This window comes from Rhodoferax lithotrophicus, from assembly GCF_019973615.1.
Classification (GTDB): domain Bacteria; phylum Pseudomonadota; class Gammaproteobacteria; order Burkholderiales; family Burkholderiaceae_C; genus Rhodoferax; species Rhodoferax lithotrophicus.
Genome location: NZ_AP024238.1, coordinates 3799146 through 3825323, shown reverse-complemented (window position 1 = coordinate 3825323; position 26178 = coordinate 3799146). Strand labels below are relative to the sequence as shown.

Below are 26178 nucleotides of genomic sequence, written 5' to 3'. Positions count from 1 at the left end.
AGCCGGAGCTTGCAGGGGCATTGTGGCGTTTTGCCAAGTGGTCAGGCAAATTCAACCAATGCCTTTTTCATCTTTTTCATGGCGGCCACTTCAATCTGGCGAATACGCTCCGCACTCACGCCATAAACGGCGGCCAGGTCGTGCAGCGTCATGCCACCTGAGTTGTCGTCGTTCACCTTCAGCCAGCGCTCTTCCACAATGTGGCGGCTGCGTGCATCCAGCGTACTCAGTGCCTGGGCAATGCCATCGCTGGCCAAGACATCGCGGTGGTGGGCTTCCAGCATGGCGGTGGGCTCATGGGCGGCATCGGTCAGGTAGGCGATCGGGCCAAAAGCATCTTCGTTATCGTCAGCGGAGCTGGGGTCCAGCATCACATCGCCGCCCGACAGGCGGGCTTCCATTTCAATGACTTCCTCGCGCTTGACGTTCAGCTCGGCGGCCATGGCATCAATCTGGCTTTCATTAAGCGTGTCGCGGTAAGTGTCCAGATCAGCGGCAGAGTCTTCACTGCGGTAGCGTTGTTTCATGGAGCGCAGGTTAAAAAACAGTTTGCGCTGTGCCTTGGTGGTGGCCATTTTGACCATCCGCCAGTTTTTGAGCACATATTCGTGAATTTCGGCCTTGATCCAGTGCATGGCGTAGCTGACCAGCCGCACACCTTGATCGGGGTCAAAGCGTTTGACGGCCTTCATCAGACCCACGTTGCCTTCCTGGATCAGGTCGCCATGAGGCAGGCCGTAGCCCAAATATTGTCGTGACACCGATACCACCAGGCGCAGGTGTGACAACACCAAGCGGCCAGCCGCCTCTAGGTCGTTGTCCTGGCGAAGTTTGCGCGCAGCAATCTGCTCTTCTTCCAGCGTGAGCATGGGCATGCGGTTCACCGCTGCAATATAGGCTTCAAGATGTCCAAGTGCTGGCACCATCGACCATGGGTTGGCCATGGTGAGGGCCGTGCCAGAAATGCCAGTGTGTGCAGTCATACCAGACCTCCTATTACTTGATATTTGTATGTTAGCACTCTCTGTGAGTGAGTGCTAATTGAAAAGTTCAATCTGGCCTATGGGTGTTGCTTCATGCTGCGGGTTGAGGTTCAAGACGTTTTGAATGCACTTCAAACCATCGTGTATGCCCGGTTCTCTTGTCAAAGAGTACGACTTGACCGTGGGCATAAGCGGTCAGTGTTTCACGGTGAGTCAGAACCAGGGAGGCAAGAATGGCGGCAAGTGCCGTGCAACTGATAGATTCTGAACCCCCTTCAGTTCAGGGCATGATGCAGTTCGACAGCTACAGGCATTACAGACGCTGAAAACGCATGACCGCGTTTGCACGGCACCCGCAGTGCCTAGGACTTAAGGTAAGCCGCCAATTTTTTGTCTTCCAGTCCAATATGGTCAAGAAACCAATGGGCAATGAAGTCCTCCAATTCAGCCTTGTTCAAGTTGTCGTTGGAGATGTTTCTTAAAAATACCTTGAGTTTGGTTGTCAAGAAGTCGTGTTGTTGGATGTGTTGGTCGATGTCGGGATAACCAAGTCGGTACATGAGGCCTTCCTCGTGCGAAAAATGTGAGCGCATGTACTGGTTTAACCTCATGGCACTCAAAGTCTGACCCGCACGACTCGTTGCTGAAATCACATCACCCGCCCGGAGAAAAAGCTCTTCATGCTGTTCATCGATGAATACATCTCCAATCTTGTAACGGTCACTCCATTGGATAACTTCAGAAATCTGCCGGATTTTGGATTTGACCCAATACTGTGCTGTTGAATAATCTTCAAAAATGCTGCATTCCACACCAGCGTTGTCATAACATTTGAAATACTCTTGGGCCATCGTCTGGGCATGAATCACCGGAGGTTCAAATACCAGTGCCGTCACCGGCTTGCTTGCCGCGTTCTGGTATCTTGCCTTCAGGTGGTTGGTGAGTTCTGCAAGCGCCGCTGGCGTGGCATAAGCATTACGCTCGAAGATAATAATTTGCCCCCATTTGCCTTGCTGGATCAGCTTTACCAGCAAGTCACGGATGTCGAGGGGGATGGCGGCCACAATTTCATTGTTGAACGGGCCAATCAGATGGGTGCGCAAAATACGCCCTTCAATCCGGTACACAACCTCGCCCATTTGTCTGGTTTTCTCATCACGTGAGATATTTGTCACGTTGAGCAAGTTAGTCATGATGTGGCACTCCAATCAAACTGGCGATGTATCAGGAAAGATGGCAGTTTGATGATCGTAGCTGAATTTTTTATCCCCGCACACCGTGGGTAGCCCTGTGGACAACTGATAGAACAACTCTGGCATCCAGCACCAGCCTTGGGTTTGCGGGCGCTGCTTAAAACTTAGGCAATGTGTGCGTTGGCACTGCCTGCGGTTTTGCACCCGGATGCCACGGACTGGGAAATGGAATGACCGCGCATCAGAGTATTGATCTAATGCCTTGACTTTGCTGGCAAAAAAGCAAAACATAGGTGCACGCTTCCTACCAACCATCCACACCATGAAATACAAAGACTACTATGCGATTTTGGGTGTGCCGCGCAATGCCGATCTGGATCAGATCAAAAAGGCTTATCGCAAGCTGGCACACAGCTATCACCCGGATGTGTCCAAGGCACCGGATGCCGAGGAGCGTTTCAAGGAGGCCGCTGAAGCTTATGCCACTCTCAAAGACACGGCTAAGCGTGCCGCCTATGACGAGCTGGGCCATCCCCCCAGCGGTGCTGAATTCCGGCCACCACCCCAATGGCAGCAGGACTTTGGACAAGGCTTTACTCCCGGTGACGGGTCTTTTGAAGAGATGGATCTGGCCGATTTACTGGCTGCCATGGGCCATGGGGCCAAAGGCCGGTCATCCCATGCGGTACCCATGAAAGGGCATGATTACGAGAGTGCTGTCACCATCTCGCTGGAAGATGCCAAGCGGGGTTGCACCGTGAGCCTGAATCTGGCCGATGCGGGGGGTGAACGCACGCTGCAAGTCACCATACCGCCGGGGGCTTGCCAGGATCAGAAGCTGCGCCTGCGTGGCAAAGGCGGCAAGGGCCGCAACGGTGGGCCCGATGGTGACATTTACCTGCACATCAACCTGGCTGCGCATGCAGTGTTTCGCCCGGATCATCACGAGCTGTATTTTGACTTGGTGCTGGCCCCGTGGGAAGCTGCGCTTGGCGGCGACATTGAAGTGCCCACGTTAGAAGGCCCGGTACTGCTGACCGTGCCGCCGGGCACCCGCACCGGCCGCAAGTTGCGCTTGCGTGGCAGGGGCCTGTCTGCAGGCCACAGCGACCTTTACGCCATTGTCCGTATTGATATCCCGCCCACCTTGTCAGTGCGTGAGCAGGAGCTTTTTCAGGAAATGGCTCGTGTATCCACTTACAAGCCGCGGGCGTAGCTACCCAAAGGAGGACTCCCATGTCACAAGAGCAAATTGAAGCGTTCAGTCTGGATGCCAGTGCCGTCATCACTTTGAGCGAATTGGTGGAGTGTTGTGGTATCAGCACCGAGGAACTGGATGAGTTGATGGCTTACAACGCCCTGGTACCGCTTGCTGGTCAGGGGCAGGAGTTGGCTTTCAGTGCCCAATGGGTGATGCCCTTGCGCAAGGCATGCAAATTGCGCGTGGACTTTGATCTGGATCTGTTTACCGTGGCCATTTTGTTGGAGAACCTCAAGCGTATTGAAGTGCTGGAACACCAGGTGCAATCACTGCAGGCACAGGTCTCAACACATTTTGCCTAGCGCAACGCTGAAACATGAATGACAAAATCCGCCATCTGCTTGACCAGATCAGTGCACTTGAGGACGACTTGCGACAAGAGGTTCAGACACAGGAGGCCAATGCCCTGTTTCAGATCAAGGGTAAACGCGTCGAGTTTGAAGCTACCGTGCGGCAGGCGCAACGTCAGTTCAAAACCAATTTCTTTCGCTGGCTGGTGACCTACCGGCCACAGAACCTGATCACCGGCCCCATCATCTACAGCATGATTGTGCCGTTGCTGCTGCTTGATCTGTGTGTGAGCTTGTACCAGGCGACCTGTTTCCCGGTATACGGCATTACCAAGGTGCGCCGAGCGGACTACATCGTGTTTGACCGCCAGCATTTGGTCTACCTCAACTTCATTGAAAAGTTCCACTGCACCTATTGCGCCTATGGCAATGGTCTTTTGGCGTATGTGACAGAGATTGTGGGCCGCACTGAGGAGTATTTTTGTCCCATCAAACACGCCCGCAAGATGCTCGGTGCCCATTCACGCTACGCCAGGTTTCTGGCTTATGGCGAGGCCAAGGACTATGCCGCCAGACTGGAGCAGTTTCGCGTCAAGCTGGGCGACGTTCCGCCGCCTCATAAATAATCCACAAAATGACCTGTAGCGCTTATTAAATAAGCGTCAATAGCTATAATTAATGTAGCAAATGGCGGAATTTTTTTGCCAATGAATTATGGATGGTGATCCGCGTAATGCCACTCCAGAATCTGCCAATGCCTTGCATCTGCGGGTTGGTCAATGTGGGCTTGTGTGGCCCCGAGTTGGCGCAGGGTCAAAGCGGTGTGAACACCGCGCAGCATGGGCAGGGTGGATTGCTCAATGTGCCAAAGGTCATCTTCCAGCGTGCCAAACGAGATTTCAAAGTCCAGCAGCGCTGCGGTCTGCTCTGGATGCCGGGTCAATACCTCGGCCAGGCTTTGCCCGGCGGGTGTGCCGGGCGGCCAGGGGCTGCGGCGTGGTCGCACCTGCATGGCGTAGCGCCCGGCCACCAGAAAACGCTCTTGCGTGTCATAGCCTGCCGCATCCAGCCCGGCTAGCGTGATGAAGCGCCCGGTGGAGCCTGGCAGGCGCTCCCATACCTCCAGATAGGGGGCATGGAGGCCGGTTTCGATCACGCGGTCTGGTGCCTCGAACACCATCAGCCCGGCATCCACCTCTGCGCGTGGTGGCTGAAAGTCCAGGCGGCGCTGCCAGGTGCAGACTTCGCCTTGCGGTGTTTGCACCACCTCGGTCACGCCACAAAAACCTTGCTGGCTGGCCAGCCCAAGTGGCGCAGCGGCGCCCGGTGCAGGGGCGGGCACACGCAAGTCGGCATGCCACAGGCTGGTTTGTAGCCAGTGCACCGCGGTGCTGGTATCGCGTTTGTCGGGGGTTTCGAGCAGCTTGCGCACCCAGACACCGCGGTAGTGGTCGGGTACCGGGTTCATTCACAGGCCCCCGGAAACGGCGGCAGGCGGCGGTAAAACGCCATGTCGTGGTTGGGCCAGACCACCGCTCCAGTGTCACGCGCCAGCACCTTGAGCTTGCGGATGCTGGCCAGCGCCTGGGCTTCACGCCCTTGCCACAGGGTGCCGGGGGCAATTTCGTCGTCCAGGTTTTCCTGCAGGTCGGCGGCATCACCGGCCAGCAGCACGGGAGGGCCTTTGGGCAACTCGATCAGCATCGACATATGGCCCAGGGTGTGTCCCGGTGTCAACACCGCCTGCACGCCGGGCAACACGCTGTATTCGCCGTGTTGCAGGCAAAACGGCAACGGAGCACCAGCATCGTCGAGCAGGTCGTCGGCAAACACGGCGGGGTCGGCACCACTGCGGGCGGCGGTCACTTCATCATTTTGCACATGGATTTCAGCCCCGCAGCCGCAGCGACGCAGCTCTTTTAACCCACCGGCGTGGTCAAAGTGCAGGTGGCCGATGAAGATCACATCCACATCGGCGGCCGTCAGCCCCAGGCGCGCCAGGTGATTCGGAATGCGCTGCTCTTCCTGCATCTCGGGCGCACCAAAGTCAAACACCTGCGGGCTGTAGTAGCGGGTGCGGGCCACCGGGTCATGAATCTTGGCGTGGTCACAGCCCACGTCATACAGGATGCGGCCGTTGGCGGTTTCAATCAGGTAGGCCAGGATGGGCGCTTCAATCTGCTGCCCACGGCCCCGGTTCAGAGTGGAAATGGATTTGTCATAGCGGTGGGTGGCGGTGAGCAGAGGCCACATTTTTTTCACTTGTGTCATACGGTGTGTCTTAGCGTAGGTACGTCCAGCATAGCCGCGAGTAATTGATCTGTTGTTAATACGCGGCCCAAAATGCCGCCTTCAACGCCGATCATGGCCAGCGCCGGTGCTTGCAATGCGGGGTCGCTGGCGGCGGTGGCATCCGCGACGGTGATACAAGCATAGCCACGGTCTACCGCCTCGCGCAAGGTGGAGTGCACACACACCTCGGTGGTGACACCGCACAGGATCAGCTGGTGGGTAGGCTGATCTTGCAAAACACGTTCAAGATCCGTCAGATAAAAGGCTCCATAACCCGGCTTGTCAATCACCACCTCACCAGTCAGCGGACGCAGTTCTTCAATGAAGTCATGGCCTCTTTCACCCCGCACCAGCAAGCGACCCATCGGGCCGATGCTGCCGATGGGTGCCCCGGCCTGCACGCTGCGGCGCATCTTTTCTGGTGGGCAATCCGACAGGTCTGGAAGGTGCCCTTCACGTGTGTGCACCACCCGCCAACCCGCCTTGCGCGCCGCCGCCAGCAGTCGACGAATCTGGGTGATGGGTTGCGCCAGTCGCGCGACATCCAGCCCGGCACGTGCCGCATAGCCGTGTGGGCTGCAGAAATCGCGCTGCATGTCAATGACGATCAGTGCCGTGGTGTCCGCATTGAGGGTGGTTGTGGACTGCATCGTTGTCACTTTGCCGGGCGAAACCCGCTTTGAATCGCCTGCGCCATCCGTGCCGCGACTTCCTGTGCCAGCAAGCGCCCTTTCTCAGCGCTGGAGCCTTTGGCAGATGACAGCACGCCAGAGGGCGGCACCCAGTCGGTGCGCGTGGGGTACATGTCATAGGGCGGAAAGTCGGCCGGGCCATCGTCGGGGATCAAATCGAGCCGCACCAGGGACGGGTGGTAATGCAGCATCATGGAGGTTTCCAGCACGGCAGCATGTTCCAGCGCAAAGCCGGGGAAACCTTCTGGGAACACATCGGCCAGCGTGGCTGAGGTCATGAAGTCCCAGTACTCCAGTCGCATGACTTCAAGCTGGGTCTGCGGGCCGGCATCACGCAGGCCCAGGTCAATGCCTTCGATCAGAAACCACTGGTTCTCGTAATGGCCGTTGACCACCACCAGCTGCGTGACCCCATGGCGGGCAAACTCGCGCACCGCATCCCGCACCGAGCCAATCAGCGTGGCCGCATCGACACTGGTGGTGCCGCAAAAGTGCTGACCGCCGCCACACTTGGGTTGGGACTTGTAGCCGTAGGACAGCGTCGGGGCCACCAGGCCGCCAACCCGCGCTGCGGTATCTGCCGCCACCGAGGCCGACAGCAGGCCATCGGTGCCCAGCGGCAAATGCGGCCCGTGCTGCTCCAGCGCACCCACCGGCAGCAGCACCGGCGGCTGATCTGTGGTGATGCGGCGCTGGTAATCCAGCCACGAGAGTTGATTCATCCAGACGGTGCTCATGGGGTTTCCTTCTTCAAAACGTTGACAGGGGTTGGCTCTATGCCGGTGTCGGTGGCCTCGATCAGCGCGGCGCAGCCAATCAGCGCGCCGCCGATCCATTCCAGGGTAGACAAGTGCTCGCCACCCCACCAGGTGGCGCTGAGCACCGCTACCAGCAGCTCGGCCAGCATCACCACGCCGGCGCGGCCACTTTCCATGTGGGTCACGCCAAATTGCCAGGTGGCAGTGGCCAGCAGCATCCAGCCAAAGCCGTAGGCCAAAACGGCCAGGGAGACGGGCAGCGACACCGCTGGCACGGGTGTGCCCAGGCCCAGCACCCACAGGCCCGAGAGTACGCCGCAGCCCAGAAACACGGCGGCGGTTTTGGAGCGAATCGGAATCGCCTGGCCAGCCCGCGCAATCACGTTGTTACCCGCAAACGCCAGCCCGGCGGTCAGCGCCAGCACGTCGGCCACGCTCAATGGGGTGACAAAAGCCCGTGCACCGCCCAGCACCAGCCAAAGCCCGGCCAGCGCCACACCCACCGCCAGTTTGCGGCGTGGGCCCACCTGCTCCCCCAAGAACAGCCAGCCACCCAGCACCGACCAGACCGGCGAGAGGTAAAACAAAAACATCACCCGCACCACGTCGCCAGCCATCAATGCATTGACAAACGAGGTGTTGGCCCAGCCGCCCACCAGCGCCAGGGCCAGCACCAGCCCGGCTTGTGGCCGCCAGGCAGCACGCTCGCGCCACAGGTAAAACGCCAACACCAAGCCCACCGGGCCGTAGACCAGCATCGACAACACCGGCCCGGCCAGGCCCACGTTGACAAACTGCTTCAACGGCCACCAGGACAAGCCCCACAGCGACGATGAAAACAGCAGCACCACCAAGGGCAGCGCCGTGGTGTGACCAGGCTTGCAGCTCATGGCATCACCGAACCACCATTGGGCCCAAGCACCTGGCCGCAATAAAAGCGCGACAAGTCAGAGGCCAGAAACAGCGCGGTGGCGGCAATCTCTTGGGGCTCGGCAATACGGTGCTGGGGAATCTCCAGCTCCTTGTCGATGGCGGTCTGGCTCATGGCCTCGAGGGACACCATGGTGGTAGCCACCGGCCCCGGTGCGATGGCGTTGACGCGAATCTGCGGCGCAAACTCACGCGCCAGTGAACGTGTCAGGCCAATCACGCCAGCCTTGGCCGCACAGTACGGTGCAAATTGTCCCCGCCCCAAAATGCCGAGATCTGACGCGATGTTGATGATGACTCCCTGCTGGCGTGCCACCATGGCGGGCAGAAAAGCTTTGCACATCAGAAACACCGATGTCAGATCGGTTGCCAGCATGTGGTTCCAATCGGCCTCCGAGGTTTGCAGAAACGGTTTTTCCCGGAGGATGCCCGCGTTGTTGACCAACACGTCCAGCGGGCCGCAAGTCTGCAGCACCTGTGCAGCCATGTGTTGTACATCTGCGGATGAACTCACATCGGCCTCAAACGCCCAGGTTTCATGACCCAGCTGCCTGAGTTCTTCTTGCAGTGTGTGTGCCAAGGTGGCTTGCCCCAAGTGGTTGATGACCACCTTGGCCCCAGCCTGGGCAAAGGCCACCGCCATGGCGCGGCCAATACCCGTGCAGGCACCACTCACCAGGGCGGTGCGCCCGGTCAAAGACAGGTTCATGGCGGTCATCATCAGCTCATGACCTCACCATGGCTGGCTACCAGCGATTGACCCGTCAGTGAGCTGGCATCGCTGCTGGCCAGAAACAGGTAAACGCCCGCAATATCTGCTGGAGAAAGCATAGCTGGACACGCTTGTTTGGCAAGGAGTTCACGCTCAATAGCCTCTTCGCTACAGTGCTGGCGCTGGGCCATGTTGGAGAGGGATCGCATGGCCGCTTCGGTGCGAATCCAGCCTGGGCAGACGGCGTTGACGCGTATGTCGCGTCCGGCCAGTTCAAAGGCCAGTGAACGCGTCAGGCCAATGACAGCGTGTTTGCTTGCCACGTAGGCCGAAAAGTCTGCCACACCGGTCTTGCCCCAGATGGAGGACTGGTTGATGATGCTCGCACCTGGCTGCATCAGCGGTAGCAGGGCACGTGTGAGGCGCACCATGCTGGTGACATTGTTGTCGAGCAGGCTGGACCACCGGGTCATGGCATCGGGGGCGGTGCTGTCCAGTGGCGTGGGGTATTCCACCCCCGCGTTATTCACCAGCACATCTACCCGGCCCCATTGGTTTTGCAGGCGGGTAGCCAAGGCCGCAACCTCGGCATCGTTGCCAAGGTCACATACCGAGGTGTCCATGTCAGCCAGGGTGGGCCATTCTTTGGCCAGTGTCTGCAGTGTGGCGGCATCCCGGTCCAGCAGCATCAGCCGTACACCTTGCGCCGCAAAGGCCTGCGCCAAACCCCGGCCAATGCCACCCCCTGCACCTGTAAGCACAACGGTTTTCCCGCGTAGGGCGTAGTCGGGCTTCATGCTTAAACGGCTGTCAAAAACGACACACCGACCGCACCCACAAAACCATCGGCGCGACCAGGCTGACCAGGTGGCAGAACTTGACCATAGTCCCCGGACAACACCCGTTTGACGCGATGGATGTGAAAGCTGTAGAGCAGTTCACGCACCGGTGTCACCTGGGCATAGTCGTTGGGATACAGCTCACGGTGTAAGGCGGGCAGTCGGTGCCAGGGTGCTACCGGGCGTTCATGGTGGGCATTGTGGTAGCCAAAATTGAGCCACAGCAGATTCAGCCAGGGGTGGCCTAGCCCGACGACGTTGGTAAAGGTGTTGGCCTGCTCGTAGGCGCGGTCACGCAGCTTGTCGTTTGGAATGGGTTGTTCGTCCAGAATCGGATAGGCATCGTAGGTGTGCTGAAAACAATCGGCAAAACGCAGAACCGTGACAAACACCAGAAACGCCACAAAGTACAACACCAGCGCCTTGAGTGACCACCAGCCCAGCAGCGCAAACGCGCTGATGCGGACAACCGCTGTGCCCAGAATACGTCCGCGTGCCGAGCGTTTGCGCTCATCACGAAACGGCAGGGTGATCACAAAGGCACGCATCAGGAATTCCACCGCCGGGATGTAAGCCCACTCCAGTGCCAGGATGGTGTGGCGAAACCAGGCGGGCGATTGCAGCAAAAAGCCGCGTACATCAAAAGTGATGACATCGGCACGCTCAATGTGGTGACGCATGTGCTTGCGCCGCATGTCGGCAAAGCTGGCGTAACAACTGCCGTTGATCCAGCTCATCAGTGTGCCCCAGCGTTCATTGGTTGCAACGGACTTGAAGATGGCGTTGTGGGCAAATTCATGGATGAAATAGGCCGACAAGATGAGCGTCTGGGCCACCAGCATCAGCCCCAGCACATTGCTGGCCCAACTTGGGGCACCTATCAACATCACGCCGAAGACATAGCCCAGGAGCGTGAAACTGATTGCCGCAATGTTGGGCCATCGGCCATCGGGATAGCGAAAAATTTGCGCCATGATAGGACTCATTAATCAATGAAACAAAGAAAACAGAACGCGTTGCCCGGTTGGCTTGGCGCTCTGTACGGGGCAGCTTGCGAGGCCTATTTTTTGGTCAATGCAGTGACAAACTGGGCATCAAAGGTGGCTTCAGCTGCAGGGATGGTCTTGATTTGCCCTTTGTTTTTCAGAAGTTCACCAATGATTTCGCCACTGGCGTAGTACGAGGTGGTTTCTTTGGCCTTGATAAAGGCTTTGGGCATTTCTGTGAGCGGAATGTTGTACACCCCCGAGAGTTGTTCCTTGACCTCTTTCGGTGTGACACCCATAAATTTGCCAATGATCTTGGCAGCTTCATCCGGTTTGGCTTTCATATAGGCCAAACCATCCAGATAAGCCTTGATCATGCCGTTGATTTCGGTTGGTTTGGCTTTGATGACCTTGTCGTCAAACACCATCACGTCGGCGATCAGTCCGGGGGCGTTTTTGGATGAAAACACCACCTTGAATTTTTTGCCGCCGCCTTGTCCCAGAATCTGCGACAGGCTGGGCTCATACGTGACACCAATGGGCATCTGTCCCGAGGCCATGGCCGCAGGCACTGCTTCGGGGGTCATGCTGACCGGTGTGATGTCTTTGTCGGTCAAACCGTTGGATTTAAGCGCGTAAGAGAGTAAAAAATCAGACGGTGAGAGTGGGTTGAAGCCAATCTTTTTACCTTTGAAATCTTTCACGGTCTTGATGCTGGCATCGGCCACGATGGCATCACCCCCGTTGGAGTAGTCAATGGGCATGACCACTTTTTGCATATTGCCGCCCGCCACCTGGCCGACCACCTGGTCATAGGTCAGGTGCCCGCCATCAATGGCGCCTGAGGCAATGGCTGGCGGAATCAACGCCGGATCAGTGAACACCTGTAAAGATACTTTGAGGTTGTATTTTTTGTACAAGTCCAGCGCTTCAGCGACATAAAAAGGCCCATAGCCAATCCAGACCACAGTGCCAATTTTCATGGCGGTGGGGCTGGCTGCAAAACTTGAGGCTGCTGCCAAAGACACGGCCAGACCCAGTGCAGGTTTGAACAAGCGGCTCAGAAGGGACGAGCTGCTGTTGCTGGTGGGAGAAAGACGGGATGAACGCATGACGAAGCTCCTGGAGTGAATGAAAAGGCGCAGGAAGAGACGATCTGTACATCGTTCTCCCGGGCTTTTATCCCTCCGTGGAACCTCTTGCGAGGCCGGAACACTCTCGGACCAGACATTCAGCAAATTTAGTATTTGCCAACCGGAACCCTAGTGCTCCTACGCTAGAGCAATTGCACATCGCTGCACACATCGCTTTTCTTGCAAGATGGGTAAAGCAAATCACGTGCCATCATTTCCCCCCCGGAAATCAGGGCATCCATGGGCATGGCGGGCCAGCGTGACCATACTCCATGCATTATTTTCAGAAATAGTGCGGAGTTGCTTGTATTTGGTGCGTTTTGCTGTCGAGGGGTCTTGCTCAATGGGGCTGAATCGGCTTTATTCGGCAGGTTCAGAGAAATTGGCCTGATCCGCCATATCAACGGGTTCTTTGCGGCCGCCCAAGGTAGCGGCTTCCAGAATGGGGTGGTCAATTTTGCGCAAGAAAGACGGAACGACGCGGGCCGAGGCATTGAGCAAGGCGGCAATCTCGGTGTAATCGTCGGGCAAGGCGGCGTTGTCCCAGCCATAGGCACTGTGGCGTGCCACACGAACTGCCAGCACCACACATTTCACGTTGGCTTGTTCGGCGTGCCGGTCGTCGCTGATGTTGACCAGCAATTCGGGCAAGCGCCACAGCTTCATCAGGGCTTGGCGCAGATCCTTGATCTCCACGCCCAGTATTTCTTTTTGAATGGCGCTTGAGCGCAGGGTGGAGTCCACCGCTTGTGCGTCGCGGATTTTGATCATCAGTGTTGGGGCGTGCAGCCACAGCAGCATTTCGGCAAAGTCATTCAAAAAAGCGGCCTGGTGAATGATGGTGGCATCCGTATCTGCACGGTGGATGGCAAACCCCAAGGCGAACTGGCCAGCACGCTCGGCGCGAGTCAGCAACTGTTGCAAGCCTTGCAAGGCCTCAGGCTGATCTTGCAGCCAGTCCTCTACCGTACGTTGTGGACCAAAGTGTCTGAAAAAAGGGGCAATACCCATCAAAATCAGAGAGGTGGTGATGGATTCGGTTTCCGTATTGCTTCCGGGGCGGCGCATGTTGGCCATACGCGAGAACAGCTTCAGCGTCATCAACGGGTCGACCTGAATGGTTGCCGTGAGCATGTTGGCATCTACATCGTCTTCTTTAGCGCGGTACTCCTCCAGGGATTGGGCGGTGCTGGCCATGACTGGAATTTCTGCACTCAAAAAATACTGTGTCCAGGCCCCAATGTGGGGCAGTGGTACGTTCAGGTAGCTGGGGGCGGGCAGTTTTGGCGTGGCTGGCGCGGCTTCTGGTGGGGTTTGTTCTTTCATGTCTGTCTCCAATCATTTGGCAGCGAGTATGGCGGTCACCGGGCAGGGGGTCAAGGCATGGCCGTGCACAGGACAGGCTCTGCACCAGATAATCGCTCTATCGACATCATGTTGCTTTTGCTTCAATACCTCACATGACTTCTCATCCCAACCTCACATCCTCTGCCTTGCCAAATTCAACCCCGCCTGCACGTGCAGAGCCGCGTCTCACCAGCTTGTCGCATGGTGGTGGTTGTGGTTGCAAAATTGCGCCGGGCGTGTTGTCCAACATCCTCAAGGGCACAACGGCGATGCCCATGCCCAAGGAGTTGCTGGTGGGGATCGAAACCTCGGATGACGCAGCGGTGTACCAGCTCAATGAGGCGCAGGCCCTGATTGCCACCACCGACTTTTTTATGCCGATCGTGGACGACCCGTTTGACTTCGGCCGCATTGCCGCCACCAATGCCATCAGTGATGTGTATGCCATGGGCGGCACGCCCATCATGGCGCTGGCATTGGTGGGCATGCCCATCAGTGTGTTGTCGGTCGAGACCATTGGCAAGATCCTCGAAGGTGGTGCCAGCGTGTGCCGTGCGGCAGGTATCCCGATTGCAGGTGGCCATACCATCGACTCGGTGGAGCCTATTTATGGTCTGGTGGCCATGGGTTTGATGCACCCGGCGCGTGTCAAGCGTAATGCCAGCGCCCAGGTGGGGGATCGGCTGATCCTGGGCAAACCGCTGGGGGTGGGGGTGATGTCTGCCGCGCTGAAAAAAGACAAGCTGGATGCGGCGGGTTATGCACAAATGATGCAAGTCACCACCCAGCTGAACACGCCGGGCCCGCTGTTGGCCGCTCTGGACGGGGTTCACGCCATGACCGATGTCACCGGTTTTGCCTTGGCCGGGCACGCGCTGGAAATGGCACGTGGTGCCCAATGTACGGTGCAGCTGGATTGGGTCCATGTGCCGTTCCTGGCGGGGGTGCGAGAACTGGCGCAGCAGGGGTGTATCACCGGAGCCTCTGGGCGCAATTGGGCCGCCTATGGGCACGAAGTCAGCTTGCCCGAAAACTTTTCACCGGTAGATCAAGCCTTGTTGACCGATCCACAAACCAGCGGCGGCTTGCTGGTGAGCTGTGCGCCTGAAGCGGTTCCCGCAGTGCTGGACATCTTTGAGCGCTTGGGCTTTGCCGGTGCGACCGATATTGGTGTGGTGCTTGAAAAACAATCCAACGCCTTTCTGCAGGTGCGTTGAATTTGTGTTTTTAAGGGTCTTTTCGGGCTCTAGACCTTGTATCTATAGCGCTAGTAGCTATGAAATTGATGAATACAAGTGTCTGAATAGAGGCACTTGAAAGACCCGCCAGCGTTACAGCGCTTTCAGAATCAGTGCACCACTGTACAAATAAGGCACCAGGGGGTGTGCCCCAGGTTCCGCCCCACCCCGGTTTTCCACGCTGATGGCCAGTTGGGTCACTTGGGACAAGCGTTTACTCGTCATGGGCAGTTGAGCTGTTCGCAGCTTGGGGGTAAGTACACCCAAAGACACGGGTTTTGCGCTGTTGGTGTTGTCCCACAGCTCCAGGCTGTCGTTGGGGCCTTCCTTGATGTCCGTGAGGCGCTGCAGCATCAGAAAACTGTCTTGCGGGTCAAAGGTAACCAACATGCCGGGAGCTTGCTTGGCATCCAGCAAGACGGCAATGTACTTCGTTTGTGGCACGTTTTGGAGTTTGGTCTGCAAGTGCACGATTTGTGCATTGAACATTTCATACATGCCTACCCCGGTGGCTGCACCCACTGCCACCACCACCATCAAGATGACAGCCACCAGGCGCCAGCCGGTGGTATAGGGAGGGATCACTTCAGGTGTATCGGTTGTGGAGTCTGTCATGGTTGGAGTATGGAAAACAGGTTATTTCATGGATGTGACATAGGCCACGATGGCATCAATGTCCGCATCAGTCATGTGGCGGGTGTTGTCTGCCATCAACGAATTGGTACGTCCACCTGTACCGTTGCGGTAGTTCTTGATGGTGTTTGTCAGGTAAACATTTTGTTGACCGGCAATCCGCGCATAAACATTATTGCCATGGCCATCGTTGGCGTGACAGCGAAAGCAGACTTTGTCGTAATAAGCTTTGCCATTGGCGACCAATGCGGCGTTTTTGGCAGGAGAGGTGATCACCGATTGCGCTGAATAAAAAAGCACAACCCCCACTTTTTCATCCGGGCTCATGGCTTTGATCATGCCCTCCATAAATTCAAAACGACGTTTCCCATCCGAGAACAAGCGCATTTGTTCAAGCAAATAAACCGGGTTTTGACCAGCCAGGTTAGGAATGTCGGGTTTGACACTGTTACCACCCTCGCCATGGCAATTGGCGCATACCGCAGCAGCCCGGCGACCTTTGAGCAGTAATTCCGAGGCCAGTGCTGCATTGTTTTGAGATTCTGCCAGTCGGGCAGACAAGTCAACAGTAGGTTTGTTGCTTTGAGCGACACCTGGCAAGGCTGTAAAAAGCAGGCTTGCTGCTATGGCGCAGGGAAGATAGGTTTTTAAAAACATGGTCATGGCGTGGGTGGATCAGGATAGGCGAGCCTTGTGTTGGGCAATTTGTGAACACACCTGCTTGGGGGCCGTACCACCCAAAATATCGCGTGCATTCAGTGAGCCGCGCAGACTTAAACAATCGTAAACATCTTTCTCAATGGAATTGTTAAAGCTTTTTAACACAGTCAGCGGCAGCTCCGATAAATCAACCTGGTGTGTGATGGCCGCCTTGACCGCATGGGCCACGGTTTCATGCGCATCACGGAACGGCAGGCCTTTTTTGACCAGGTAATCGGCCAGATCGGTGGCGGTGGCGTAGCCGCGCAGGGCCGCTTGTTCCATGGCTTGTGCATTGACCGTGATGCCGCCTTCTTTTTGGCCGCTGACGGGGTTGAGTTGGCCGCCAATCATCTCGGCAAAGATGCGCAAGGTGTCTTTCAGGGTGTCTACCGTGTCAAACAGCGGCTCTTTGTCTTCCTGGTTGTCTTTGTTGTAGGCCAGCGGTTGGCCTTTCATCAGGGTGATCAGGCCCATCAGGTGACCCACCACCCGGCCGGTTTTGCCACGGGCCAGTTCGGGCACGTCGGGGTTTTTCTTTTGCGGCATGATGGAACTGCCGGTGGTGAAGCGGTCGGCAATCTTGATGAAACCAAAGTTCTGGCTCATCCACAGCACCAGTTCTTCACTCATGCGGCTGATGTGCACCATACACAATGAGGCTGCGGCGGTGAATTCGATGGCAAAGTCGCGGTCACTGACGGCATCCAGCGAGTTCTGGCAGACCTGTGCTGCGCCTTGTGTGTCCACCATACCGAGTGTGCGGGCCACGCGCTCGCGGTCCAGCGGGTAGCTGGTACCGGCCAGCGCAGCAGCACCCAGTGGCAGGCGGTTGACACGGCTGCGCACCTCCAGCATGCGCTGGGCATCGCGGCTGAACATTTCCACGTAAGCCAGCATGTGGTGGCCAAAACTGACTGGTTGCGCCACTTGTAAATGGGTGAAGCCGGGCAGGATCACGTCGACATGGCGTTCGGCCACATCCAGCAAAGCCCATTGCAATTCAGTCAGCAAGGTCCCGATCAGGTCAATTTCGCCACGCAGCCACAGGCGTACATCGGTGGCGACCTGGTCGTTGCGCGAGCGGCCAGTGTGCAGGCGCTTGCCTGCATCCCCAATCAATTGGGTCAGGCGGGCTTCGATGTTGAGGTGAACGTCTTCCAGATCAAGCTTCCATTCGAATGAACCCGCTTCAATCTCCTGGGTGATTTGTGCCATGCCGCGCTGGATGTCGGCCAGGTCTTGGGCGCTGATGATGCCTTGTGCGGCCAGCATGCCGGCGTGTGCCAGTGAGCCGGTGATGTCGGCTTGCCACAGGCGTTTGTCAAAAAACACGCTGGAGGTGTAGCGCTTGACCAGATCACTCATGGGTTCGGAAAACAGCGCCGACCAGGCTTGGGATTTTTTGTCGAATTGGTTTTGGCTCATCACAGCTTCACGGTTGGAAGGGGCTTGCAGGCCCGAGAATCATCAATAATCGCCCAACAGACTGTTTGCCAGGCAGATGAATGAAAGAGTCGCAAATTTTATCGGTCTTCCATGATCCGTCCTCCAAGTCCGCCGAGGATGTGTTGCCACGGCCGGTGGTGCTGGTGTTTGATGCCTGCCATGTGGGTGTGGTGATGCGCGCGGTGTTGTTTGTGCAGGCGGTGATTGCCGTGGTCACCATGTTTGGTTCAACCTCTGTAGCCGACTGGTTTATGCGCACCTCGTTGATCACCGGTGGGGCATTGCCTGCTACTTTGTTGTGGTTGTTGGTGGCATGTAGTCTGAAAAAAGGGCTTGCGCGCTTGAACCCTTCGTGGCAACAAGCCGCTGGTGTGGTTTTGGGGGCTTTGGCCGGGTTGTATGGTTGTGGTTTGCTGGTGATGGTGGGGCTGTTTGAGCCTGCACCGTGGCTGGCCAGTGCCTGTGCAGGGGCCATGTTCTCCGCGGTCTTGGTGGCGGCCTTGACGTTGCGCGCCAAAGGCCGTGCCCCGGCCGCAGTGGCTGCACGCTTGGGTGAACTCCAGGCACGGATACGGCCCCATTTTTTGTTCAATACGCTCAACAGTGCCATTGCGTTGGTGCGCCAGGAGCCACGCCAGGCAGAAAGTTTGCTGGAAGACCTGAGTGACCTGTTTCGCCATGCCTTGATGGAGCAGGGTGAATCGGCCACGCTGGCTGATGAAATTGCACTGGCCAAGCGTTACCTGGCGATTGAGCAGGTGCGTTTTGGTGAGCGTATCCGGGTCGAATGGGTTCTGGATGAGCAGGCCAATACCGCCCGTTTGCCACCGCTGTTGCTGCAGCCCCTGGTAGAAAACGCCGTCAAACATGGCGTGGAGCCGAGTGCCAGTGGGGCCGACATCCGGGTCCGTACCCAGCGCCGGGGTTCACGCGTGGTGATCACGGTGACCAACACCACGCCAGGTGAGGGGCTGACACATGGCAGCGGTTTGGCCCTGGACAACGTGCGTGAGCGTTTGAGTTTGCTGCATGATGTTCAAGCCCGATTTCAAAGTGGTTTGAAGGATGGCCTGTTTCAGGTGCGCATAGAGTTGCCTGCATGACGATTGGCAAGGGGGAGCGATGAGTATCAAGGTGTTGGTGGTGGATGATGAAAGTCTGGCACGTGCCCGTCTGGTCGTCTTATTGGGTGATTGCAGCCAGCCGACGGCCACCGTGGTGGGCGAGGCGACGAATGCGGTGCAGGCAGTTGAATTCTTGCAACATCATGAAGTGGATGCCGTGTTGTTGGATATTCACATGCCCGGCATGGACGGTTTGGCCTTGGCGCAGACCCTGAAGACTTTGCCCAAACCGGTGGCCGTGGTGTTTGTGACGGCCTACGCTGAGCACGCTGTGCAGGCCTTTGAGCTGGAGGCATTGGATTACCTGACCAAACCGGTACGGCTTGAGCGCTTGCAGGCAATGCTACAAAAAATAGAGCGTCTTACGCTTGTAGATAAAGCGCTAGAGCATGATTTTTCTGATGAAGTGTTGGTGATCCAGGAGCGTGGCCGCACCGAGCGTGTGCCGTTGGCGCAGGTGCTGTACCTGAAGGCCGAGTTGAAATACATCACCGTGCGAACCGCTGCGCGCAGCTACATCCTGGAAGGTTCCCTGGGTGAACTGGAAACCCGCTATGCCAGCCGTTTTATGCGTATCCACCGCAATGCTCTGGTGGCCCGGCGGGCGGTGCGTGCTTTGGAACAGCACCATGATCCCGAAGAAGGGGAGGGCTGGGCGGTGCGGCTTGAAGGCATCGAAGAAGTGCTGTTGGTGTCGCGCCGTCAGCTGGCCGCCGTGCGTGGGCTGGTGCGCCGGGCTGGCGCTGGATAATCCACGCACTTTCATTTTCTCAATTCATCCATGCCGTCACTTTTGTCCCAACGCGCTGATTTTTTCGGCCATCATGTCCACCAGTTCAATAACGAACCCGCCATTGAGCAAGCGCTGGTGCAGTCATTTTTTCAGAAGACCAACGGGTTTTATGTGGATGTGGGGGCCAATGACCCGGTGCTGGACTCGCAGTCCCAACATCTGGAGGCCTTGGGCTGGACGGGTTTGCTGGTGGAGCCCGACCCGGATTGCTGTGCCCTGCTGCGCCAGTCGCGCAAGGGCGTAGTGGTGGAAATGGCCTGCTCCAGCCCGGAAAATGCTGGCAAACAGTTGCAGCTCAACCGCGCTGGCCCGCATTCCACGCTGGAAGATCAGCCGATTGCGATTGGTGCGGTGGTGCGTGCCACGGTGTCGGTGCAGTGTGAAACCCTGGACACCATCTTGCGCAGTCACCACGCACCGGTCGGGTTTGATTTGTTGTCCATCGACATTGAGGGCCATGAATTGGTGGCGCTGTCGGGCTTTGACTTTGCTTATTGGCAGCCGCGCCTGGTGTTGATTGAAGATCATGTGACGCATCACAAAAAACACCGGTTGATGACACAAAACGGCTACCAACTGCTGCTGCGCACCGGCCTCAACAGCTGGTATGTGCCCGCCAGCCCGGTCTACAGCTTCTCGATGGCGGCGCGTTTCGAGTTCTTTCGCAAGTATTACCTGGGCTTGCCATTGCGCAAGTGGCGCTACGCCAGGTAATACTCACTGGTTGGCGGTTTTCCGCGGCTTTAACCCGTATTGCGCAGCCCTGCGGCAATACCGTTGATCGAGATGTGAATGCCGCGCTTGAGCCGGTCATCACTCTGCCCTTCGCGAAAACGGCGCACCAACTCCACTTGCAGGTGGTGGAGTGGATCGATGTAGGGGAAGCGGTGACGGATGGAGCGCTGTAATGGGGCGTTGTGCATCAGGCGCTCTTTGTCACCCGTGATCAATTCCAGCGCTTCGGCGGTGAGATGCCATTCGGCTTCAATGGCGCTGAAGATTTTCTTGCGCAGCCGTTTGTTGTTCACCAGTTCGGCGTAGCGTGAGGCCAGCGCCAGGTCGCTTTTGGCCATCACCATGTCCATGTTGGAGAGCAGTGAGCTGAAAAACGGCCATTGTTTCTGCATTTGTTGCAGCAGGGTCAGGCGCTGTTTTTTCAGCTTCTCGGAGGCCTCGGGTGGGTTCAAAAAGCTCTCGACGGCCGAGCCAAAACCAAACCAGCCGGGCAGCGTCAGGCGGCATTGGCCCCAGCTGAAGCCCCAGGGAATGGCACGCAGGTCCTCAATTTTCTGAGTGGATTTGCGCGAGGCCGGGCGGGAGCCGATGTTGAGTTCGGCAATTTCCCGGATCGGGGTGGCATCAAAAAAGTATTCGGTGAAACCAGGGGTTTCGTACACCAGCTTGCGGTAAGCCGCCATGCTGGCCAAAGACAGTTCGGCGGCGCAGGTCAGAAAAGCGGGTTTGGCCGACAGAGTCGGGTGCAGCAGGGTGGCTTCCAGGGTGGCGGCCACCAGGGTTTCCAGATTGCGCCGACCAATTTCGGGGTTGGCGTATTTGGAGCCAATCACCTCGCCCTGCTCGGTCAGTCGAATCTGCCCGCGCACGGTGCCCGGAGGTTGGGCCAGGATGGCCTCAAAGCTAGGGCCGCCGCCGCGGCCTACCGTGCCGCCGCGGCCGTGGAACATACGCAGCTGAACGGGAGCGCTATCGTTGGCAAGGTTGATGCCGTCAAACACTTCCACCAGGGCAATTTCGGCTTGGTACAGCTCCCAGTTGCTGGTGAAGATGCCGCCATCCTTGTTGCTGTCAGAGTAGCCCAGCATGATGTCTTGTTCGCCATACTGGTCGGCTGCGCCGCGTTGCACCATGGGCAGGATGCCGGGCAGGGCGTAAAACTCGCGCATGATCTGGCTGGCATTGCGCAGGTCTTCAATGGTCTCAAACAGGGGCACCACAATCAGGTCGCAGGTGGCCTGTTCATCCAGCGGGCCTTGCATCAGGCCAACTTCTTTTTGCAGCAGCATCACTTCGAGCAGGTCGCTCACGGTTTCTGTGTGGCTGATGATGTAGTGGCGAATGGCTTGGGTACCAAAGCGGCTGCGTGAGGCTTTGGCGGCTTCAAAAATACCGAGTTCACTGACAGTGTGGGCGCTGTAAGCGTGGCCGATGACGCGCAGGGGACGGGCATCACACAGCAGGTGCAGCAGCAGCTCACGCTTGGCCGATTCATCCAGTTTGGCGTAATCGGGGGCCATACGTGCGGTGGCCAGCAGTTCTGCAATCACGGTTTCATGCTGGTCCGAGCTTTGCCGCAAGTCCACTGTGGCCAGGTGAAAGCCAAACACCTCGACCGCCCGGATCAGCGGTTGCAGGCGTTGCGAGACCAAAGCCTGGGCGTGTTGTGTCAGCAAGGAAGCTTCAATCACACGCAGGTCGCGCAGCAGTTCTTCCGGGGTGAGGTAGGGGTTTTGCGGAGGTACCGCATGGCGGGCAGCATCGCCACCGGTGAGCAACTTCAGGGTGGCGGCCAGCCGGGCATAAACACCAATCAGTGCACGCCGGTAAGGCTCGTCTTTGCGGTGCTCGTTGGTGTCTGGCGATTGATTGGCCAAAGCCTGCATTTCGGCGGGGAAATCCATCAGCATGGCTGACAGGGACAACTCTCCCCCCAGGTAGTGCACTTCGGTCAGGTAATGGCGCAGTGCCGTGTCGGCCTGGCGGCTCAGGGCGTGGGTGAGTGTTTGGGCGTTGACATTGGGGTTGCCGTCGCGGTCACCGCCGATCCATTGGCCCATACGCAGGAAGCTGTGCACCGGCAGTGCACCCAGGGCCTGTTCCAGGCTGGCGTAAAGCTTGGGGATTTCGCGCAAAAAAGTTGATTCGTAATAACTCAGCGCGTTTTCCACCTCGTCAGCCACAGTGAGTTTGGAAAAACGCAGCAAGCGGGTATGCCAGAGCTGCAAGACCCGGGCGCGCAGCAAGGCCTCGTTATTGGCCAGCTCGCGGGGAGTCAGTGCATCGTGTGCCACTTTCTGTGCGCTGGCCTGGGCCAGGATGTCGTCGCGCGCGGTCAGCAGTTGAGCAATGGCGCGTTCGGCATCCAGAATACTTTTGCGTTGCACCTCGGTGGGGTGGGCGGTGAGCACCGGTGAGACAAAACTGTGCGCCAGCATGTCGCTGATGGCTTGCGGGGTGATGCCTTGGGCGTGTAAGCGTTGCAGGCTCAGGGCAATGCTGCCGGGGCGGGTGCTGCCAGCGCGTTCATGAATGTCGCGGCGGCGGATGTGGTGGCGGTCTTCGGCCAGGTTGGCCAAATGGCTGAAATAGGTGAAGGCACGTACCACACTCACGGTTTGTTCGCTGCTGAGGGATTTCAGCAGCTTGTTGAGCGCCCGGTCTGCCGCCGGGTCGGCATGGCGGCGAAAGGTGACCGACAACTGGCGGATTTGCTCGATCAGGGCAAAAGCGGCTTCGCCTTCCTGCTCACGTATCACATCGCCCAGAATACGCCCCAATAGGCGAATGTCCTCCACCAAAGGGCGCTCGGTGTTGATCAAAGTGTTTGGGTTTGGCAAGGTTGCGCGCTTTGTCATGGGTGTTCTCGGTGTGGATGGACAATGTCTCAAGCAAAAGCCATGCTAGCATTCTCGAATACGGACAGATTACAAAAAGGTTACGGCTTCAAGCCCTCCCATTCATGACTTCATCACCATCTTTATTCACGATTGCCACGCGGGAAAGCCGCCTGGCCATGTGGCAGGCAGAACATGTTCAGTCGCTGCTGACTGACCAGGGGCATTCAGTCCAACTTTTGGGAATGACTACCCAAGGGGATCAAATTCTGGATCGCGCTTTAAGCCAGGTCGGGGGCAAAGGTCTGTTTGTGAAAGAGCTGGAGGTGGCGCTGGAAGAAGGTCGTGCCGATCTGGCGGTGCATTCGCTCAAAGACGTGCCGATGGAATTGCCTGCAGGCTTCAGTCTGGCGTGTGTGATGGAACGTGAAGACCCGCGTGATGCCTTTGTGTCGAACAACTATGCAGATCTGGCGGCTTTGCCGCAAGGCGCGGTGGTGGGTACTTCCAGTTTGCGCCGGGTGGCGCTGCTGCGTGCGTTGCGGCCTGACCTGAAGATCGAGCCCTTGCGTGGCAATCTGGACACCCGTTTGCGCAAGCTGGACGAGGGTTTGTATGACGCGATTGTGTTGGCTGCTGCCGGATTGAAGCGTTTGGGTTTATCGGCGCGGATTCGTACCGAGTTTGACCCCGCCGTGATGTTGCCGGCAGCCGGTCAGGGTGCGTTGGGGATTGAGGTGCGCAGTGATCGCACCGATGTGATCAGCGCATTAAGCACCTTGGTGCACCAGCAGACCTGGCTGGCTGTGGCCGCAGAGCGTGCGGTCAGCCGTGCCATGGGGGGAAGTTGCTCCATGCCTTTGGCCGCTTATGCCACGCTGGCCCAAGACACTTTGACCATAGATGCCGCCTGGGGTGATACCGAAGGACGTTTGCCGCTGGTGTGTGTGCGCTTGAGCGGCATCGTGTCGGATATTGAGAGTGCAACTGATTTGGGTTTGCAAGTCGCGCGAGAGCTGCGCCGCCAAGTCTTGGCACAGGGCGGCACTTTGGCTCATTTGAGCCCGACGGTCACTCCGACCGTTTGAGCATGCGTATTCTGGTGACCCGGGTGCAGCCGCAGGCGCAAGCCTGGGTGGAGTTGCTGCAGGCACAAAACCATGATGCGCTGGCTTTGCCACTGATTGAAGTGCGGGGGTTGCCGGATGTGTCTGGCATTCAGACGGCAGGGCAACGCTGGTCGGGTTATGCCGCTGTGATGTTTGTCAGTCGTCATGCGGTTGATTTTTTATTTAAAGAAAATAAGGCTCTATTGCTTGATTTATATGTGCAGGAAGCTATAAAAACAAGAGCATGGTCAACCGGACCGGGTACGGCGAACGCACTGCTGGCGCACGGCGTGCCTGCGCCATATGTGGTGTCACCTTCTGAACAGTCGGGTCAGTTTGATTCCGAGGCGCTTTGGCAGCAGGTGCAGACGCAAGTGCAACCTGGTGACAAGGTGCTGATTGTGCGAGGCCGCAGTTTGGCCGAAGATGGGGTGTCTTGGGCTGAAAACGATGCTGGTGTTGGGCGTGACTGGCTGGCGCAGCGTTTGACCGATGCCGGAGTACAGGTTGATTTTGTGGTGGCTTACCAACGTGGTGCCCCCGTCTGGAATACCCAGCAATGTGCCATGGCGCATGCCGCGGCGGCGGATGGGTCGGTCTGGTTGTTCAGCAGTGCTGAAGCGTTGGGCCACCTGAAAGGACTTTTGCCTGCACAAGACTGGTCACAGGCCCGTGCGGTGGCCACACATGTGCGGATTGCGCAGGCGGCACGGGATCTGGGTTTTGGGCGGGTGCTGCAAGCGCGACCCGTATTGGCGGATGTGCTGGCATCGATACAGTCCTTGGCATGGATTGACCCAAAGTTGTCTCTCACCCGGTCTTTGTGACCGATGTCACCAGGGATAACGGTTCGGGCGTATCACTGCTCCTGGTGCCTTGTTTTGTTCTGTGCGTAAGCAAGTCGCTCTCAGCACGGAGACTTGAATCCGGCAAACGGATGGAACGTATACCGCTTGATGAAGTCAGCCAGCAAGGGATTGTGCTTGGTCTGTATGCGGGGAAACTCGCATCTAAGGTTCTTAGGGGAGGATATGATTGAGAAATCATGTCCTTACCCTCCAACCCTGAGCTTTCCCCTGAACCAGCCAACCAGGCTCCCGTAGAGACACTCGCTGCACCATCTGCTGTGTCGTCTGCGCAGGATGCTTTGGTCAAACCGCATGTGAGCTCTCATAAGGGTTTGTTGTTGCTGCTGGGTGTGCTGGGTGGTGTGGCCCTGGTGGCGGTGATGATGTTGTGGCAAAAAGTAGCTGGCATGCAGGAACTTTTGGCCCGGCAGAGTGCGCAAGCCCAAACACAGTCACTGGAAGCAAGTGCGATGGCCAAGCAAGCTGTTTTATTGGCACAAGAAACCGCCGCGCGTGTTGCTGTGCTTGATGCGCGCTTGAGTGAGGTGGCTTTGCAGCGCAGCCAATTGGACGAGTTGATGCAGAGCATGTCGCGTTCGCGTGATGAAAACCTCGTGGTGGATATTGAAGCTGCCATCCGTCTGGCGCAACAACAAGCCCAGTTGACGGGCAGCGTGGAGCCCTTGCTTGCTGCGTTGAAAAGTGCAGATCAACGTATTGTGCGTGCGGCTCAACCCCGACTGGCTTTGTTGCAGCGTGCCATCGCGCGCGATATTGACCGTGTCAAGACTTCGGCGGTCAGTGATACCCCGATTTTGTTGATCAAGCTTGATGAGTTGGTGCATTTGGCCGATGAAATACAACCCGCCAATGCCGTGGTATCTGTGCCGCAGAGCGGGAAAAATTTGGTGCCACCACCCAAAGCATCCCTAAGCTGGTGGCAAGCGAGCTTTGATCTGGTTGTGAGGGAAGCCAGAAATTTAGTTCGAGTGAGCCGTATTGAGTCCCCGGAGGCCGCGCTGTTATCTCCCGAGCAGACGTTCTTCTTGCGGGAAAATTTCAAATTGAAGTTGCTCAATGCCCGCTTGGGGCTGCTGGCGCGGCAAATCGAATCCGCACGCTCTGACCTGACCGATGCCGAGGCCATGCTGAAAAAATATTTTCAGGCTAATGCTCGTAAAACCCAAGCAACCGCTACGTTGCTGCAGCAAGTTCAGGTGCAAATGCGCACCTTGCAAATTCCTCGGGTTGATGAGACTCTGGCCATGTTGGCCACAGCCGCTTCAGGACGCTGATC

The 26178-nt window shown here is 57.5% G+C and carries 26 protein-coding genes and 1 riboswitch; of the genes, 10 read left to right on the top strand and 16 right to left on the bottom strand.

Annotation, left to right across the window (positions count from 1 at the left end; all coding sequences use genetic code 11):
- Positions 1-41 precede the first annotated feature (41 nt).
- Both rpoH and LDN84_RS17660 read right to left on the bottom strand, forming a co-directional pair.
- Positions 42-983, bottom strand: a complete 942-nt coding sequence (rpoH, locus tag LDN84_RS17665; RefSeq protein ID WP_223904737.1) for an RNA polymerase sigma factor RpoH — start codon at positions 981-983, stop codon at positions 42-44.
- 362 nt (positions 984-1345) lie between these two features.
- On the bottom strand, positions 1346-2176 hold the full coding sequence (locus tag LDN84_RS17660) for a bacteriohemerythrin (protein WP_223904736.1): 831 nt from the start codon (positions 2174-2176) through the stop codon (positions 1346-1348).
- 322 nt (positions 2177-2498) lie between these two features.
- Between LDN84_RS17660 and LDN84_RS17655 the strand changes: the two genes are divergently transcribed.
- The 3 genes from LDN84_RS17655 to LDN84_RS17645 are packed head-to-tail and all read left to right on the top strand — an operon-like array spanning position 2499 to position 4353.
- Positions 2499-3392: a DnaJ C-terminal domain-containing protein gene (locus tag LDN84_RS17655; protein WP_223904735.1), complete on the top strand. Its 894-nt coding sequence runs from the start codon at positions 2499-2501 to the stop codon at positions 3390-3392.
- Between the two features lie 20 nt (positions 3393-3412).
- A complete protein-coding gene (locus LDN84_RS17650; RefSeq protein ID WP_223904734.1) occupies positions 3413-3739 on the top strand; it encodes a chaperone modulator CbpM in 327 nt (108 codons plus the stop codon).
- A gap of 14 nt (positions 3740-3753) precedes the next feature.
- Complete coding sequence (locus tag LDN84_RS17645) at positions 3754-4353, top strand: hypothetical protein (protein WP_223904733.1); 600 nt, start codon at positions 3754-3756, stop codon at positions 4351-4353.
- A gap of 86 nt (positions 4354-4439) precedes the next feature.
- On the opposite strand, the gene LDN84_RS17640 is transcribed toward LDN84_RS17645, so the two are convergent.
- From LDN84_RS17640 to LDN84_RS17595, 10 genes are all read right to left on the bottom strand, one after another.
- Complete coding sequence (locus LDN84_RS17640; RefSeq protein WP_223904732.1) at positions 4440-5195, bottom strand: hypothetical protein; 756 nt, start codon at positions 5193-5195, stop codon at positions 4440-4442.
- Positions 5192-5980: an N-acyl homoserine lactonase family protein gene (locus tag LDN84_RS17635; RefSeq protein WP_223904731.1), complete on the bottom strand. Its 789-nt coding sequence runs from the start codon at positions 5978-5980 to the stop codon at positions 5192-5194. The genes LDN84_RS17640 and LDN84_RS17635 overlap by 4 nt, the downstream gene beginning before the upstream one ends.
- A gap of 14 nt (positions 5981-5994) precedes the next feature.
- Positions 5995-6669: a cysteine hydrolase family protein gene (locus LDN84_RS17630; protein WP_223904730.1), complete on the bottom strand. Its 675-nt coding sequence runs from the start codon at positions 6667-6669 to the stop codon at positions 5995-5997.
- A gap of 5 nt (positions 6670-6674) precedes the next feature.
- Positions 6675-7448: a creatininase gene (locus tag LDN84_RS17625; protein ID WP_223904729.1), complete on the bottom strand. Its 774-nt coding sequence runs from the start codon at positions 7446-7448 to the stop codon at positions 6675-6677.
- Positions 7445-8359 carry a DMT family transporter gene (locus LDN84_RS17620; protein ID WP_223904728.1) on the bottom strand — a complete coding sequence of 305 codons (915 nt, stop codon included), beginning with the start codon at positions 8357-8359 and terminating at the stop codon, positions 7445-7447. The genes LDN84_RS17625 and LDN84_RS17620 overlap by 4 nt, the downstream gene beginning before the upstream one ends.
- On the bottom strand, positions 8356-9108 hold the full coding sequence (locus LDN84_RS17615) for an SDR family NAD(P)-dependent oxidoreductase (RefSeq protein WP_223904727.1): 753 nt from the start codon (positions 9106-9108) through the stop codon (positions 8356-8358). The genes LDN84_RS17620 and LDN84_RS17615 overlap by 4 nt, the downstream gene beginning before the upstream one ends.
- A gap of 11 nt (positions 9109-9119) precedes the next feature.
- Positions 9120-9908: an SDR family NAD(P)-dependent oxidoreductase gene (locus LDN84_RS17610; RefSeq protein ID WP_223904726.1), complete on the bottom strand. Its 789-nt coding sequence runs from the start codon at positions 9906-9908 to the stop codon at positions 9120-9122.
- 2 nt (positions 9909-9910) lie between these two features.
- Positions 9911-10924 (bottom strand): fatty acid desaturase family protein, encoded by a 1014-nt coding sequence (locus LDN84_RS17605; RefSeq protein ID WP_223904725.1) that lies wholly within the window; start codon positions 10922-10924, stop codon positions 9911-9913.
- 86 nt (positions 10925-11010) lie between these two features.
- On the bottom strand, positions 11011-12048 hold the full coding sequence (locus LDN84_RS17600) for an ABC transporter substrate-binding protein (protein ID WP_223904724.1): 1038 nt from the start codon (positions 12046-12048) through the stop codon (positions 11011-11013).
- Positions 12049-12102: 54 nt separating this feature from the next.
- Positions 12103-12213: riboswitch (guanidine-I (ykkC/yxkD leader) on the bottom strand.
- Between the two features lie 216 nt (positions 12214-12429).
- Entirely contained in the window at positions 12430-13395 is a 966-nt protein-coding gene (locus LDN84_RS17595; RefSeq protein ID WP_223904723.1) for an HDOD domain-containing protein, read from the bottom strand.
- A gap of 134 nt (positions 13396-13529) precedes the next feature.
- Between LDN84_RS17595 and selD the strand changes: the two genes are divergently transcribed.
- Positions 13530-14633: a selenide, water dikinase SelD gene (gene selD / locus LDN84_RS17590; protein ID WP_223904722.1), complete on the top strand. Its 1104-nt coding sequence runs from the start codon at positions 13530-13532 to the stop codon at positions 14631-14633.
- Between the two features lie 114 nt (positions 14634-14747).
- Here the strand turns inward: selD and LDN84_RS17585 are convergent, their stop codons facing one another.
- From LDN84_RS17585 to argH, 3 genes are read right to left on the bottom strand one after another with little or no spacing between them, the layout of a single operon-like run.
- Positions 14748-15269, bottom strand: coding sequence for an anti-sigma factor domain-containing protein (locus tag LDN84_RS17585; protein ID WP_223904721.1), 522 nt, complete (start codon positions 15267-15269; stop codon positions 14748-14750).
- Between the two features lie 21 nt (positions 15270-15290).
- Positions 15291-15950, bottom strand: coding sequence for a c-type cytochrome (locus LDN84_RS17580; RefSeq protein WP_223904720.1), 660 nt, complete (start codon positions 15948-15950; stop codon positions 15291-15293).
- A 12-nt stretch (positions 15951-15962) separates the two neighbouring features.
- The gene (gene argH / locus LDN84_RS17575) at positions 15963-17414 is read right to left on the bottom strand and encodes an argininosuccinate lyase (RefSeq protein WP_223904719.1); all 1452 of its coding nucleotides are present in this window, start codon (positions 17412-17414) and stop codon (positions 15963-15965) included.
- 80 nt (positions 17415-17494) lie between these two features.
- On the opposite strand from argH, the gene LDN84_RS17570 reads away from it, so the two are divergent.
- From LDN84_RS17570 to LDN84_RS17560, 3 genes are read left to right on the top strand one after another with little or no spacing between them, the layout of a single operon-like run.
- Positions 17495-18538, top strand: coding sequence for a histidine kinase (locus LDN84_RS17570; protein ID WP_223904718.1), 1044 nt, complete (start codon positions 17495-17497; stop codon positions 18536-18538).
- Between the two features lie 19 nt (positions 18539-18557).
- Positions 18558-19310 (top strand): LytR/AlgR family response regulator transcription factor, encoded by a 753-nt coding sequence (locus LDN84_RS17565; protein WP_223904717.1) that lies wholly within the window; start codon positions 18558-18560, stop codon positions 19308-19310.
- A gap of 30 nt (positions 19311-19340) precedes the next feature.
- On the top strand, positions 19341-20066 hold the full coding sequence (locus LDN84_RS17560; RefSeq protein ID WP_223904716.1) for an FkbM family methyltransferase: 726 nt from the start codon (positions 19341-19343) through the stop codon (positions 20064-20066).
- Between the two features lie 29 nt (positions 20067-20095).
- Here LDN84_RS17560 and ppc read toward each other — a convergent pair whose 3' ends face one another.
- The gene (gene ppc, locus LDN84_RS17555) at positions 20096-22945 is read right to left on the bottom strand and encodes a phosphoenolpyruvate carboxylase (protein ID WP_223904715.1); all 2850 of its coding nucleotides are present in this window, start codon (positions 22943-22945) and stop codon (positions 20096-20098) included.
- 104 nt (positions 22946-23049) lie between these two features.
- Here ppc and hemC point away from each other — a divergent pair, with 104 nt between their 5' ends.
- The 3 genes from hemC (at position 23050) to LDN84_RS17540 (ending at position 26176) form a co-directional block, all read left to right on the top strand.
- Positions 23050-24012: a hydroxymethylbilane synthase gene (gene hemC / locus LDN84_RS17550; RefSeq protein WP_223904714.1), complete on the top strand. Its 963-nt coding sequence runs from the start codon at positions 23050-23052 to the stop codon at positions 24010-24012.
- 2 nt (positions 24013-24014) lie between these two features.
- Positions 24015-24860: a uroporphyrinogen-III synthase gene (locus tag LDN84_RS17545; protein ID WP_223904713.1), complete on the top strand. Its 846-nt coding sequence runs from the start codon at positions 24015-24017 to the stop codon at positions 24858-24860.
- Between the two features lie 218 nt (positions 24861-25078).
- Entirely contained in the window at positions 25079-26176 is a 1098-nt protein-coding gene (locus LDN84_RS17540) for a uroporphyrinogen-III C-methyltransferase (protein WP_223904712.1), read from the top strand.
- The last annotated feature ends 2 nt before the right edge of the window (positions 26177-26178 follow it).